The following is a 13,753-nucleotide window of genomic DNA, read 5'->3' on the forward strand; positions in this document are numbered from 1 at the left end:
CATCCCTGTTGCCCTCGACGGAACAAGTCCGTGAGCAAGCCCACGGCGGACGTTCCCCTGATGCGCACACGCCCTCCTGGTAGCTTGCTGCGGTCTTTCAGGCGACCCGGCACCATCACCACCCTTGGGAGCTCCAGTGATCATGGCGACCTTCCCGCACCGCCCGGCCCGTACCGCGGCCGCGGCCGTCGCAGTGGCGGCCGCGCTCCTGCTCACCGGCTGCAGCAGCGACGGCGACGACTCCGGGGACAAGTCCACCGGCCCGACCCCGTCCCCGACCGCTTCGGCCGCCACCGACGGCGGCACCGGTGGCACCTCGGGCGCCAAGACCGACCTCGACGGCAGCTGGCTGACGACCGCGAACGGCAAGGCCGTCGTACTGATGATCAACGGCAAGCAGGCCGGGCTGTTCGCGACCGGCGGCACCGTGTGCAGCGGCACCGCGGCCGACGAGGCGGACATGCAGATGATCCGGCTCAAGTGCACCGACGGCAGCAAGGAGCGCGCCGTCGGCATGGTCGACTCCGTCAGCGGCAAGTCGCTCCGGATCACCTGGCAGGGCGGCCTCGGCAAGGAGACATACACCAAGAGCCAGGGCGGGGAACTGCCGACGGGACTGCCCACCGCGAGCCTCGGGTCCTGAACCCGTGACCGCCGGCCGGACGGAGACAGGTCCGACGCCGGCCGGCCAGAGGGCGCCGTTCGGATCGGCCCGGGTCCGCGACGCCTGACACGGCACCTCCTGGGCGCGCACGGACTCGCTCCCGTCCACGGCCATCGGCAACACGGCGGGTCCGGGGCCTCGGACAGTTCGACCAGGGAGTCCGGGATCAGGCCCGCGCCCTGCCGTACGAAACCCCTCCGGCCCCTCCTCGTCGGCCACGTCACGGTCCCGTCCCTCGATCGCGTCGCGCACCGCGCCGCAGCGTGGCACCCGCCGCTCGCGCACGGCCTTGCCCCCGTGCGCCCGGAAGGGTCGCGCCCACCAGCGCGAGCCCCCGCCGCGCCCCGCAGGGCGACCGGCGGTTCGAGCCGCTTCCGCTCGACCGTCAGGCCCGAGCGCGCGGTGTCCTTCAGCGCCCGGAGCCGGCCCATTCCGATAGCGTAAGGGAGATTCATGGACATTCCCGGCCCGTGGCCGGGTCGGGCGACGGGGGCGCGCGACGCGAGGACGCACGCCTGAGTGATGATCCACGGACAGCGTCACGCACCCCGGGCCCGGCCCTTGCCACCGCCCCGGGCCCCGGGCCCGTCACCGGGCCACGACCCCAGAGGACCCTCATGCGCGCCATCCCTCTCGCCGCCGCCCTCACCGGCGTCACCGCAGCACTCGCCCTGACCGCCTGCGGCGGTGGCGACGGCGGTGGTGGCGACGCGAACGCCAAGAGCGACGCGAGCGGCAAGAGCTCCGCGTGCTCCCTCCAGCAGGTGGGCGTCGACGTCGGACCGGCCAACGCGGCCCCGGCCGCGGGCGACACCGGCAACATCCCGGTCACCGTCACCAACACCGGCTCCGGCGCGTGCACGCTGGACGGCTTCCCGGGCGTCGACCTGCGGGCCGGCGGGACCTCCTGGACCCTGGCCCCGGAGGAGGGCGCGAAGGCGCAGAAGCTGACCCTCCACCAGGACGAGGCGGCGACGTTCACCCTCACGTACGTGCGCGGCGAGGCCGGTTCGGGCGCCGCCGTGCGGACTCTGCGGATCAGCCTCCCGGGGCACACCGGGGACAAGCAGTGGAAGTGGCCGTACGGCGACGTCGCCGAGAAGTCCGCGGACGAGCTGGACGCCACGGTGAGCACCTTCAGGACGGCGGGCGACTGAGAACGCCGTCGAACACCCGGTGACGGGGCCCGCGGGTCAGGGCAGCCGGCGGCGGTCCAGGACCTGGGCCCGGTCCGCCGCCGCGGCTCCCTCGTGCCAGCCGGCGGCGTCGTCGACCCCGCGCAGCCGGGTGGTCACCGTCCGGGGGAACATCCGGTCCGTGTGGTCCGCGACCGCCACGTCGCGGGCCGCCAGCACCGGCAGCAGGTCCCCTTCCGCGGCCGTCACCTGGCCTTCGGCGGCGGCTGCGAGGCGGTCGCCGATCCGGTGCGCGTAGGCGGCGAGGAAGGACTGCCGGAAGGTCTTCGTGCGCTTGCGGCCCCCGGCCCGCTGCGCGGCCTCGGCCTTCGTCATCGCCGCCGTCGCCTGCACAAGCAGCGAGGTGTACAGCAGCTCGACCGCCTCCAGGTCGGGCTCGAAGCCGACGACCGTCGAGAAGCAGAAGGCCTCGTTCCACACGGCGCGGCAGCGGTTCGCCCCGGCCACCGCGTCCAGCAGGACCGCCTTGGCCGTCTCGTACGGCGGCTCGACGCCGATACGGCAGGCGCCGGGTGCGTCCTTCGCGTGCGTGCGGGCCGCGAGCAGCGCCTCGTCGATGCTGTGCCTCGCCATCAGCTCCTGCGCCTTTGCGCTCAGCGCCTCGGCCTCCTCCGGGAACCCGGTCGCCTCGGCCTTCGCGAGCAGGGCGCGGATGCGGGCGAGCATGCGGGAGTCCCCGGGGCCGGCAGCGGCCGGACCCGGCCGGGGCACGTCCAGAGGCTCGATGGCGGGAAGACGCAGCAGCAGCCGGTACAGCTCCAGTACGGCGGTGGCGTACGAGAAGCGGTCGGCGCGGGGAGGCCGGGGCTCGGCCTCGAGCTCTTCGAGCTGCGCGGTCCAGCGCGCGCCCCGGGGCTCATGGCTCTCGCCGAGGATCAGCGCCGCGGTCAGCTGCACGTGCACGGGGTCCAGCTCGCGCCGTACGACGCGCACGACGTCGGCGGGCTGCCAGCCTCGCCGCCAGGCCGCGGCGACGAACTCCTCGCCGCGACGGGTGAGTTCGGTGTCGGCCGCCGGGTCCGCCGCGAGCAGCGAGGCGCCGGTGTCGAGGGCCGCGTCGGTGTCGGCGTAGAGCGCGGCCTCGAAGGCGCGCTCCACGGTGCCGGGGCGGGGTCCGCTGCTGCTCATGGCCCGATCGTGTCACGCCTTCTCCTCGCCCCCTCCGCACCTACCCGGCCCAGCACCCCGGGGCTCCGCCCCGGACCCCCATCCGCCTGGACGGCCTCGTCCCAAACGCCGGACGGGCTGAGGGACGGCGCCCTCCGCTCCCGGGCGGGACGGGGCCGGAGGGGCCCACCGGCACTCGGAAGACACCCGGAACCGGGCCAGATCGGCCTGGACGGCCTCGTCCCAAACGCCGGACGGGCTGAGGGACGGCGCCCTCCGCTCCCGGGCGGGACGGGCCCGGAGGGGCCCACCGGCACTCGGAAGACACCCGGAACTCGGCCCGATCGGCCTGGACGGCCTCCTCCTCAGGCGCCGGACGGGCTGAAAGGTGCCCCCGGCCCCGGAGGTATGGCTGGCACCACCTCCACAACGCCCCCTGATGGTCGTGTCCGCGCGCCTCACGGACGGTTCGCTGAAGGCATGGACACCACAGCCAGGCACACCGCCACGGGGGCACCCGTCGTGCGCATCCGCTCGCTGCGCCGCCACTACGGCACCGTCGCCGCCCTCGACGGCGTCGACCTCGACTTCGCCGCCGGGACCTTCACCGCCGTGATGGGGCCCTCCGGCTCCGGCAAGTCGACCCTGTTGCAGTGTGCGGCCGGACTCGACCGTCCGACGTCGGGGACGGTGGCCGTCGACGGGGTCGGGCTGGCCGGACTGAGCGAGCGGCGGCTGACCCTGCTCAGGCGGGAGCGGATCGGGTTCGTGTTCCAGTCCTTCAACCTGCTGCCGTCCCTGACGGCAGCACAGAACGTCGCGCTCCCGCTGCGGCTGGCGGGTCGACGCCCCCCGCGCACGGCGGTGCGCGAGGCGCTCGCACGGGTCGGCCTCGCCGATCGCGCCGGGCACCGGCCGTCCGAGCTGTCCGGCGGCCAGCAGCAGCGGGTCGCCCTCGCGCGGGCCCTGGTCACCCGCCCCGCGGTGCTGTTCGGCGACGAGCCGACCGGCGCCCTGGACACCGTCACCAGCCGCGAGGTGCTGACGCTGCTGCGGGAACTGGTGGACCGGGAGGGCCGGACCACGGTCATGGTCACGCACGACCCGGTGGCGGCCTCGTACGCGGACCGAGTGGTGTTCCTCGTCGACGGGCGGGTGAGCGGGGAGCTGCGGTCGCCCTCGGCGGAGGAGGTCGCCGCGCGGATGGCGGGACTGGAGAAGGCGCCGTGCTGAACCTCGCCTCGCTGCGTACCCGCTGGCCCTCGCTGCTCGGAGCCTTCGTCGCCGTCGCACTGGGGGTCGCCGTGACGACCGCGACGGGGCTGGGTCTCGCCGCCGCGTCGGACCCGCCCGCGCGCCCGACCGCCCGGTTCGCGTCCGCACCGGTCGTGGTGATGGGCCAGGACACCCTGACGGTGCCGGTGCGGCGAGGCCCGGCCACCGCTTCCGCGTCGGTGAGGCTCGCGCATCCACACCCTGTGGACAACGAACTGGTGCGCGGGCTGCGGCGGCTCGGCCGGGTGCGGACGGACGGCGCGCCGCGGAGCGCCGCCGGGGTCGGCGCGGTCGGCGTGGACGCGCCAGCCGCCGCCGTGCGACGACTCGTCGGGGACCGCGCCACCGTTCTGACCGGTGACGACCGGCGCCGTGCCGACCCTGCCACCGCCCGCGACGCCGAGGCGCTGGTCGCGGTCGACTCCCTGCTGGGCACGGCGGCGGGGGTGGCGGCCTTCGTCTCGGTCTTCGTGACGGCGTCCACGTTCGCGTTCGTCGTGGCGCTGCGGCGGCGGGAGTTCGGGCTGCTGCGCATGGCCGGGGCGACGGCCGGTCAGGTGCGGCGGACCGTGCTGCTGGAGGCGGTCGTCGTGGGGCTGGCGGCCTCGGTACTGGGCTGCGCCCTGGGAGGCCGGGGGGCGCCGGCGCTCGTCCGGGCACTGGTGGACGGCGGGGTGGCTCCGCCGTGGTTCACGTTGCACGGCGTGGCGGTCTGGCCTTACGAAGTCGCCTTCTGCACCGGGGCCCTGGTGGCCGTCGCGGGCGCGTGGGCGGCCGCGCGACGGGCGGGGCGGACCGGCCCGGCGACGGCCCTGCGCGAGGCCTCGGTGGACACGGGCGTGATGCCGCTGTCGCGGCGGATCGCCGGAAGCGTCCTCCTGGCGGCGGGCATCGGTCTGTCGGTGTGGACGCTGTACACGGACCCCGCCGCCCTGCTGAAGCGCAAGACCTACGTGACGCAGCCGATGCTGCTCGTCACGGCGGTGGCGGCGCTGGCGCCGATGCTGGTCCGTCCGGTCGTACGGCTGCTCCCGCCGGGACTGCTGCCGGGCGCGGCGGGGCTCCTCGTCCGCGAGAACGCGTCCGCGTCGGTGCGGCGCACGGCCGCCGTGGCGGCGCCCGCACTGGTGACGGTCGCGCTGGCGGGCTCCCTGCTCGGATCGGCGGCGACGGTCGCCGGGGCGAAGGCGACGGAGGCGCGGGAACGGACCCGGGCCCAGTTCGTCGTCACCGGCGAGGACCTGGGCCACCGCCCGACCGCGGTGGAGGCGGCGGCGAGGACCGCCGGGGCGACCGTGTCCGGTTCCGCGCCCACCGCCGTGTACGTGCGGGAGGAGGGCACCGCCCTCGTACGGTCCGAGGCGCGGGCGGTGAGCGACGTGGCCGCGTTCGCCGCGGTGACGCGACCGCCGGTGGTGGCGGGCGACCTGCGCGACCTCGACGACCGTTCCGTCGTGGTGAACGAGGAGTGGGAGCGGCACGAGGTGGGCTCCTGGGTGAGCCTCTGGCTCGGCGACGGCCGGCCCGCACGACTGCGGATCGCGGCGGTGCTGGCGCGCGGCACCGGGGACAACGGGGCGTATGTGACAAGGGCGAACGCCCCCGGCGCAACCGTCGACCGCCTCGACGTGCGGGTGGCGCCCGGCGCGGACGGGGCGCGCGTCGCGGCGGCGGTGCGGGACGCGGCCGGCGGCGGCACCGTGCGCTCGGTGTCGGCCTGGCTCGCCGCCACCCGTCCGCACGCCGGCCGGCAGACCCGGCTCGGCCTGCTGGTGGTCCTCGGCCTGGCGCTCGCCCACGCCGCGATCGCACTCGCCGCGACGACGCTCATGGCGACCTCCGCGCGCGGCACGGAACTCCGTTCGCTGCGGCTGGCCGGCGCCACCCGGGCGCAGATCCTGCGGGCGCTCGCGGGCGAGACGGCGGCCGGGGTGGGCGTGGGCGCCCTGCTCGGCGCCGCCGTCGCCGCCACGAACCTGGGCCTCCTGGCGGCGGCACTGGGCCGGCTGTCGGCACCGGCGGCGGTGCACGTGCCGTGGGGGCTGCCCGCCGGGTGCGTGGCGGTGTGTCTGCTGGTGGCCCTCACGGGGACGGCACTCGCCTGCGCCCGCAGGCCGGACTTCGCCCGTGCCCCGGGGTGAAAACGGGTCGACGCCCGCGCCGGGCCGTGCCGACCACGGAACAGGCGTCAACTTCGGGTTGACACCCCCCAGGTGTCAACCTACGGTTGACGCATGACGAACTCACGCGGCACGACGCCCGTACGTCTCGACGACCTCATCGAAGCGATCAAGAAGACGCACACCGACGCGCTCGACCAGCTCCAGGACGCGGTGATCGCCGCCGACCACCTGGGCGACGTGGCCGACCACCTGATCGGCCACTTCGTCGACCAGGCGCGGCGCTCGGGCGCGTCCTGGACCGACATCGGCAAGAGCATGGGCGTGACCCGGCAGGCCGCCCAGAAGCGCTTCGTGCCCAAGGCGGAGAACGACCTCGACCCCAGCCAGGGCTTCGGCCGCTACACCCCGCGCGCCCGCAGCGTCGTCATGGCCGCCCACAACGCGGCCAAGGACGCCCGCAACCCCGAAGGCCTGCCCGAGCACCTGGTCCTCGGCCTGCTGGCCGAACCGGAGGGGCTCGCGGCCCAGGCGCTCACCACGCTCGGCACCACCCCGGACGCCGTCCGTGCGGCCGCGACCGCGGCGCTGCCGCCGGCGGCGGACGAGGTGCCCGAGATGATCCCCTACGGCCCCGCCGCCAAGAAGGCCCTGGAACTCACCTTCCGCGAGGCCCTGCGCCTGGGCCACAACTACGTCGGCACCGAGCACATCCTGCTGGCCCTGCTGGAGCTGGAGAACGGCGAGGGCGTGCTGAGCGGACTGGGCATCGGCAAGCAGGCCGTCGAGGCCGAGGTGTCCCGCGCGCTCGCGCAGATCGTGCGGGACCAGGGGCCCTCCGCCCAGGGCTAGGGGGTGACGTCCCGATCGGCCCGGGTGCGCGACGCGCCTGATCCCGACCTGGGCCGAACACCCCCTGGACCCGAACCAGCAGGTCGGCCTCACTGTCAGACCCGGCTGCGAGACTCGGGGCATGACCGGGCGCTGGGCTCTCGCACCGGCCGAGGACGGCGGCGCGGAAGTCGTCGCCCTCGGCCCGGACGGGCTGCCCGCGGGTCCGGTGCGCGGGGAGCCGGATCTCGTCGAGGCCGTGCGGTCGCGGCCCGAGGTGACCCGGTGGGTCTGGCGGTCCACGGCCGACGTCTATCCGCGCCTGCTCGCCACGGGGGTGCGAGTGGAGCGGTGCTATGACGTGGAGGCGGCCGAGACACTGCTGCTCGGCCACGAGGGGCGGCTCGGCGAGCCCCGGTCGGCGGCCGCCGCGCTGGCGAGGCTGCGCGGCGGCCATGTACCGCCGGACCCGCCCCAGCGCTCCGCCGAGCCCGGATCGCAGTCGTCCCTGTTCGAACCGCGCCCGGTGCACGTCCCCCTCGCCGACCTCCTGGAGGTGTACGGGGCCCAGATGCGCCGCCATGACGCCGCCCAGCACCCGGAGCGGATGCGGCTGCTCACGGCAACCGAGTCGGCGGGCATGCTGGTGGCCGCGGAGATGAACGCGACAGGACTCCCCTGGAGCGCGGACGTGCACCGCGAGGTGCTCCGCGACCTGCTCGGCGAGCGGTACGCGGGCGGGGGCGAGCCCCGCCGCCTGGCCGAGCTGACGGACGAGGTGTCGGCCGCCTTCGGACGCAGGGTCAGACCGGATCTGCCCGCCGACGTCGTCAAGGCCTTCGCGCAGGCCGGGATCAAGGTCAGATCGACGCGGCGCTGGGAGATCGAGTCCGTCGACCATCCCGCCGTGAAGCCCCTGATCGAGTACAAGAAGCTGTATCGCATCTGGGTCGCACACGGCTGGTCCTGGCTCCAGGACTGGGTGCGGGACGGGCGGTTCCGGCCCGAGTACCTCCCGGGCGGCACGGTCACCGGCAGATGGGTGACGAACGGCGGCGGAGCCCTCCAGATCCCCAAGATCATCCGGCGCGCGGTCGTGGCCGACCCCGGCTGGCGGCTCGTCGTCGCGGACGCCGACCAGATGGAGCCCCGCGTCCTCGCGGCCATCTCACGCGACCCCGGTCTGATGGAGGTGGCCGGCCGCGCGTCCGACCTCTACCAGTCCGTGTCGGACCGCGCCTTCGCGGGTGACCGGGACCAGGCCAAGATCGCTGTGCTCGGCGCGGTGTACGGACAGACGTCCGGCGACGGGCTGAAGAACCTCGCGCTGCTGCGTCGCCGCTTCCCCCGGGCCGTCGCCTACGTGGACGACGCGGCGCGCGCCGGCGAGGAAGGACGGCTGGTGCGGACCTGGCTGGGCCGGACCAGTCCCCCGGCGGCGGGTTCCGACGACTCCGGCGCGGAGGAGGCGGGCATCCCCCAGGACGGACCCGACGGCGATCCGGCCGGGGCCGCCGAGCAGGGCTGGGTACCGGGCTACGCCTCGTCCGACTCCCGCGCCCGGGGCCGCTTCGCCCGCAATTTCGTCGTCCAGGGCAGCGCCGCCGACTGGGCCCTGCTCATGCTGGCCGGACTCCGCCGCTCCTGCGCGGGCATGGCGGCCGAGCTGGTCTTCTTCCAGCACGACGAGGTGATCGTGCACTGCCCCGCCGAGGAGGCGGACACCGTCGTCGCCGCGATCCGTGACGCGGCCGACCTCGCGGGACGCCTCACCTTCGGTGAGACACCGGTCCGCTTCCCGTTCACCACCGCGGTGGTGAAGTGCTACGCGGACGCCAAGTGACCGCACGGGCCGGGCGGTCCGGCCCGGTCACCTCCCGGCCAGCAGTTCCCCGAGCTGTCCGACCACCGGGCTGTCCGTCTCCGCCAGCGCCACGAGTGCCAGCTCCCACTGCTCGTACGCCGCTTCGGCCTGACCGCGGTCCCGCAGCAGCAGCCCCCGCTGATGCCGGGCCAGCCCTCCGGTGTACCGGTCGGCGCGGCGGTCCGCGCGGCACAGCAGCAGGTCGCACTCCTTTGCCGCCCGCTCCATGTCGCCCACCCCGCGCAGCGCACGCACCAGCCCGAGCCGGGTCTGCGACTCGCCGTGCCAGTCGCCGTGACCGCCGAGGATGCGCAGGCTCTCCTCGAAGTGCGGCAGGGCGGCGGCCGGTTCGCCGAGGGCGAGGTGGGCGTAGCCGATGTTGCAGTGTGCGGAGTGCCGCAGGATGACGTCCTGGATCGTGTCGCCGATCGCCAGGCTGCGTTTGTGGTGCTCGATGGCGGCCCGGGGGTCCGTGTGCTCGTACAGGTTGCCGAGGTGGCTGTAGGTGACGGCCTCCGTGTACGGGTCGCCGAGTCTCCTGGAGAGTTCGAGGCTCTGCAGGAGTGCCTCGCTGGACTCCGCGTGCCGGCCGAGGCCTTCGAGGAGCATGCCGCGGTTGTTCAGGCCGCGCCGCACCCATGACAGGACGCCGAGCCGGCGCCAGATGGCGAGCGCCCGGTCGTTCAGGGCGAGGGCCTCGCCCGCGCGCCCCGTCATGAAGTGCATGCCGGCGAGGTCCCCGAGCGCGTACGCCTCCGCCGCCGCGTCCCCGAACCGGCGCGCGGCCCCGAGGGCGGCGCGCTGGAGCACCTCCAGCTCGACCACACGGCCGCTGCGCTGGACGTACGGGTTGATCAGGCGCACCAGCAGCGGGACGTACCGGGAGGTCGGCGCGTGACGGCCCACCAGCGCCACCACGTTCTCCAGTTCGAGGTCGCCCCAGGCGAACGCCTCTTCGGAGGAAGGGAACTTGGGGGTCCCGGCGACGTCCTCGGCGTGCCCGGCGGGCTGCGAGCCGGTCGGCCTGCTGCGGTCCTCGCGTTCGAGGCCGGGTTCGACGATCGCCTCCAGGGAGCGGGCGGCGACCGCGGCGTACCAGCGCAGCGCGCGGTCCGCGACGGCCTCCGGGCCCGGCGCGCACGATTCCCCGGCGTCCGGGGCCCCCGCCCGGTCCGTCGCGCCCGCGATCTCGCGCGCGAAGTCCCGTACGAGGTCGTGCGGGGCGTAGCGCCCGTAGGCCGTCTCCTCCAGGAGGGCGACGTCCACGAGCCGGTCGAGGGCCGCGTCGGCACGGCGCTCGTCGATCCCGCACAGCCGGGCGAGCAGGGGTGCGCCGTAGGCCGGCAGGTCCAGCGCGCCGATGCGGCACAGGGCGCGGGCCGCGTCCCGGTCCGCCTCGCGCTCCGAGGCGCGCAGCGCGTCGTGCGCGACGGCCAGCGAGCGGCGCACACTCAGGTCGTCGTACTCCAGATGGTGCAACCGTCCCTCGGTGGCGGTGAGTTGCCCGGCGAGTGCGTCCGGGGTGAGGGCGCTGCGGGCGGCGAGACGGGCGGCGACGACGCGGAGGGCGAGAGGCAGCCGGCCGGTGAGTTCGACGAGAGGGTGTGCCCCGCTCAGCCCGTCCCGGCGGCCGGAGACCGCGCGGAGCAGCGCCGCGCTGTCCTCGTCGGACAGGGGCGTGAGCGGGAAGCGATGCGCGCCGTCCAGGGCGGTGAGCGGTGAACGGCTCGTCACGATCACCGCGCAGCCCGCGCCGGCCGGAAGCAGCGGCCGCACCTGGGCGGCGTTCGCGGCGTCGTCGAGGACCATCAGGGTGCGCGTGGGCGCCAGCGCGGAACGGAGCAACGCGGCTGCCGCGTCCGGGTGTTCGGGGAGATGACGCGGTTCGGCGCCGACGTCGCGGAGCAGCGCGGCCAGTGCCTGGCCTGGGGTGAGCGGGGTCATGCCTGGGGTGGCGCCGTGCAGGTTCACGTACAGCTGACCATCGGGGAAACGTTCCCTCAGCCCGTGTGCCACGTGCAGCGCGAGCGCGCTCTTGCCGACGCCCGCCATGCCGCTGATCACCGCGACGGCGGGCATTGGGTCCGAAGCCACCGCGGGCCGGCCGCCGGGGACGGCGCCGTCGCCGCCCACGGCCCGCCGTTCCGGGTCGAGAGTCAGCCGTACTGCCTCCCGGGTGTCCTCCCGGCCGGTGAAGTGGGCCGGTGGTGGTGGCAGTTGGGCCGGTTGCGGCGGCGGGAGGACGGCCGGCGGCGGCTGGTCCTTGGCGGTCCCCGGCGCGGTCCTCGCCCCCTGGTCCCGGAGGATCTCCAGATGGGCCTCGCGTACGGCGGGGCCCGGCTCGACGCCGAGTTCCTCGACCAGCCGGGCCCTGAGGTCCCGGTGGACGGCGAGCGCCTCGGCCTGCCGGCCGGTTCGGTGCAGCACGAGCATCAGCAGCCGGTGGAAGGCCTCACGCAGCGGATGCCCGGTGGCGAGCGCGGCCAACTCGGGTGCCAGCCGATCGAGTCGGTCCGGCGCAGGCGCGAGGTGCAGCTCGGCCTCGTAGCGCCACTCCAGGACCAGCAGGCGGGTCTCCTCCAGGCGCTGGCCGAAGGCGTGCCCGCCGGTCTCGGGCGGCAGACCGCTCAGCGGGGCACCGCGCCACAGCGCCAGCGCCGCCGTGGACTCGCCCAGCGCCCGCCCCCAGTCGCGCTCGGCGTGCGCGGCGCGCGCGGCCGTGGCGTGGTGCTCGAAGACACGGACGTCCAACTCGCCCTCGCCGACCCGCAGGACGTAGCCGGGCGCGACCGCACGCAGCCGGTCCGGGTCGTCGAGCAGTCGCCGCAGCCGGGTCACGTGGTTGTGGAGCGAGGCCTGCGCGGAAGCGGGTGGCGCTCCGCCCCACAGCGCGTCCTTGAGCGCGTCGACGGAGACGACCCGGCCCGGCTCCAGGAGCAGCGCGACGAGCAGCGCACGCGTCTTGCCGCTGACCACCGACCGGACCTCGCCGTCGGCGCCGTAGAGGACCGGCGGCCCCAGCAGCCCGAACCGCAGCCCGTTCCGGATCACGCAGCCCACTGCCTTCCCGCCCGGCCTCTCCGGCCGCGCCCCGGGGCGACTTCGCGCCTTCCTACGGCGACTTCCCGCCGACCGAACTCATGGCTCCCCGTGGAACCGTTGGCCTCATGTTAGCGATCCGTTGGCGTGGCCTGATGTGATCACAACATCGGATCTGGCCCGACGGTGCGCGCGTATGACGCGTAACTCGGGGGAGTGTCGCCGCCGTGGCCGGATCCGGGGACGCGCGAGGCCCCGGTCGGCGGAGGTGAACGACCGGGGCCTCCGTCTGTCTCCCGTCCCTCCCCTCCCGCACGACGTGACGCACACGACAGCGCTGCTGTGCGGGACACGACAGCGCCTCTGTGCGGGACACGACGACGCTGCTGTGCGGGACACCTCAGGGACGCCGCACGGGGAACGCGTCAAGGACGCCGCACGGGGAACGCGTCAGAGACGCCGCATGCGAAACGCGTCAGGGACGCCGCGCGTCAGTAGGGACGTCGCACGAGACAGCCGGTGACGTCGTACGGATTCCCGTCAGTGACGTCACGCAGGCCACGAGCGTGAGTCGTCCAGGGAACGCAGGACGCGGCGTACACCCCGGGACGACCCCTGTCAGATCACCGGCGGCCGGCCGAGCCGGGTGAGCCGCCACACCGTCCGCCACCGCATCGGCCGCCGTTCCCCGCCGGGCTGCCGTACCCCCTCCGCGAACCCGCCGAACCAGGCCCGCAGACCGCCGACGGACCGCGTCCGCGCGAGCGTGAGCAACATCCAGATCCCCAGGTGCACGGGGATCAGCGGCAACGGAAGCCGGCGCCGGGTGAGCCACACTCGGTTGCGCGCGGTCACCCGGTAGTAGATGGCGTGCCGGGCGGGCGAGGTCTTCGGGTGCTGGAGCAGCAGCGCGGGCTCGTAGAGCACGGTCCACCCTGCGTCGATGGCGCGCCAGGCCATGTCGGTCTCCTCGTGCGCGAAGAAGAACTCGGCGGGCCAGTCACCGATCTCGGCGAGCATCGGCATGGACAGGGCGTGCCCGCCGCCGAGGAACCCGGTCACGGGGCCACCGAGCATCGGGTCCTTGGCGCCGACGCGGGGCACGTGCCTGCGCTGCGTCTCCCCGTTCTCGTCGGCGATGCGGAATCCGACGATGCCGAGCCGCGGATCGGCGGCGTACAGGTCCCGGACGCGGCGCAGCACGTCCGTGTCGACCAGCAGACCGTCGTCGTCGAGCTCCACGACGACGTCGACGTCGCCGAACTCCGCCAGCCGCCGGAGCCCGACATTGCGGCCCCCGGGGCACCCGAGGTTCTCGTCGACCTCGATGACCGTCACCTCACCGGGCAGGCCGAGGCGCTCGGCGAATTCGGGCAGCGGACAGCCGTTGCCGATGATCACGATCCGGGCGGGTGCGACGTCCTGCCCGGCCACGGAGGTGAGCAGCGCGTCGACCTCGGCGGGCCGATTTCCCATGGTCACCACGGCAACGGCGATCCGTGGCCCCTCCTTTGCCTGTGACACGACATCCACCCCATCCCGGCCGACAACTGTGCCGCGATGCTAGCCGTTCACCGGAACTACCCCTCACGTACGCCCCGGAGTACGTCCGGATGCGCCGCCCGCACACCCGCGGCTGCCGCCCCGGCCGAACGGA

General features: G+C 74.9%; 9 protein-coding genes. 6 read left to right on the plus strand and 3 right to left on the minus strand.

Annotation, left to right across the window (positions count from 1 at the left end; all coding sequences use genetic code 11):
- The first annotated feature begins 142 nt into the window (after nucleotides 1-142).
- On the plus strand, nucleotides 143-643 hold the full coding sequence (locus tag H305_RS0102920; protein WP_037762339.1) for a hypothetical protein: 501 nt from the start codon (nucleotides 143-145) through the stop codon (nucleotides 641-643).
- Between the two features lie 638 nt (nucleotides 644-1,281).
- The gene (locus H305_RS0102925) at nucleotides 1,282-1,821 is read left to right on the plus strand and encodes a DUF4232 domain-containing protein (protein ID WP_028799097.1); all 540 of its coding nucleotides are present in this window, start codon (nucleotides 1,282-1,284) and stop codon (nucleotides 1,819-1,821) included.
- Nucleotides 1,822-1,857: 36 nt separating this feature from the next.
- Here H305_RS0102925 and H305_RS0102930 read toward each other — a convergent pair whose 3' ends face one another.
- Nucleotides 1,858-2,988, minus strand: coding sequence for a DUF2786 domain-containing protein (locus H305_RS0102930; protein ID WP_028799098.1), 1,131 nt, complete (start codon nucleotides 2,986-2,988; stop codon nucleotides 1,858-1,860).
- Between the two features lie 459 nt (nucleotides 2,989-3,447).
- On the opposite strand from H305_RS0102930, the gene H305_RS0102935 reads away from it, so the two are divergent.
- The 4 genes from H305_RS0102935 to H305_RS0102950 all read left to right on the plus strand — a co-directional run bounded on the left by H305_RS0102935 (nucleotide 3,448) and on the right by H305_RS0102950 (nucleotide 9,036).
- A complete protein-coding gene (locus tag H305_RS0102935) occupies nucleotides 3,448-4,200 on the plus strand; it encodes an ABC transporter ATP-binding protein (RefSeq protein WP_028799099.1) in 753 nt (250 codons plus the stop codon).
- Nucleotides 4,194-6,383 carry an FtsX-like permease family protein gene (locus tag H305_RS0102940; protein WP_028799100.1) on the plus strand — a complete coding sequence of 730 codons (2,190 nt, stop codon included), beginning with the start codon at nucleotides 4,194-4,196 and terminating at the stop codon, nucleotides 6,381-6,383. Before H305_RS0102935 ends, H305_RS0102940 begins: the two co-directional genes overlap by 7 nt.
- 93 nt (nucleotides 6,384-6,476) lie before the next feature.
- Nucleotides 6,477-7,214, plus strand: coding sequence for a Clp protease N-terminal domain-containing protein (locus H305_RS0102945; protein WP_028799101.1), 738 nt, complete (start codon nucleotides 6,477-6,479; stop codon nucleotides 7,212-7,214).
- 121 nt (nucleotides 7,215-7,335) lie between these two features.
- The gene (locus tag H305_RS0102950; protein WP_028799102.1) at nucleotides 7,336-9,036 is read left to right on the plus strand and encodes a bifunctional 3'-5' exonuclease/DNA polymerase; all 1,701 of its coding nucleotides are present in this window, start codon (nucleotides 7,336-7,338) and stop codon (nucleotides 9,034-9,036) included.
- A gap of 27 nt (nucleotides 9,037-9,063) precedes the next feature.
- Here the strand turns inward: H305_RS0102950 and H305_RS0102955 are convergent, their stop codons facing one another.
- Together H305_RS0102955 and H305_RS0102960 are read right to left on the minus strand one after the other, a co-directional pair.
- Nucleotides 9,064-12,105 carry an AfsR/SARP family transcriptional regulator gene (locus H305_RS0102955; RefSeq protein WP_028799103.1) on the minus strand — a complete coding sequence of 1,014 codons (3,042 nt, stop codon included), beginning with the start codon at nucleotides 12,103-12,105 and terminating at the stop codon, nucleotides 9,064-9,066.
- 609 nt (nucleotides 12,106-12,714) lie between these two features.
- A complete protein-coding gene (locus H305_RS0102960; protein ID WP_051370339.1) occupies nucleotides 12,715-13,572 on the minus strand; it encodes a glycosyltransferase in 858 nt (285 codons plus the stop codon).
- Nucleotides 13,573-13,753: the final 181 nt, after the last annotated feature.

The organism is Streptomyces sp. 142MFCol3.1 (genome assembly GCF_000424945.1).
Classification (GTDB): Bacteria; Actinomycetota; Actinomycetes; order Streptomycetales; family Streptomycetaceae; genus Streptomyces; species Streptomyces siamensis.

What these genes read in the sequence shown, in the direction of transcription:
- H305_RS0102920 (WP_037762339.1), top strand. Translation starts at nt 143, where the DNA reads ATGGCGACCTTCCCGCACCGCCCGGCCCGTACCGCGGCCGCGGCCGTC.
- H305_RS0102925 (WP_028799097.1), top strand. Translation starts at nt 1,282, where the DNA reads ATGCGCGCCATCCCTCTCGCCGCCGCCCTCACCGGCGTCACCGCAGCA.
- H305_RS0102930 (WP_028799098.1), bottom strand. Translation starts at nt 2,988, where the DNA reads ATGAGCAGCAGCGGACCCCGCCCCGGCACCGTGGAGCGCGCCTTCGAG.
- H305_RS0102935 (WP_028799099.1), top strand. Translation starts at nt 3,448, where the DNA reads ATGGACACCACAGCCAGGCACACCGCCACGGGGGCACCCGTCGTGCGC.
- H305_RS0102945 (WP_028799101.1), top strand. Translation starts at nt 6,477, where the DNA reads ATGACGAACTCACGCGGCACGACGCCCGTACGTCTCGACGACCTCATC.
- H305_RS0102950 (WP_028799102.1), top strand. Translation starts at nt 7,336, where the DNA reads ATGACCGGGCGCTGGGCTCTCGCACCGGCCGAGGACGGCGGCGCGGAA.
- H305_RS0102960 (WP_051370339.1), bottom strand. Translation starts at nt 13,572, where the DNA reads ATGGGAAATCGGCCCGCCGAGGTCGACGCGCTGCTCACCTCCGTGGCC.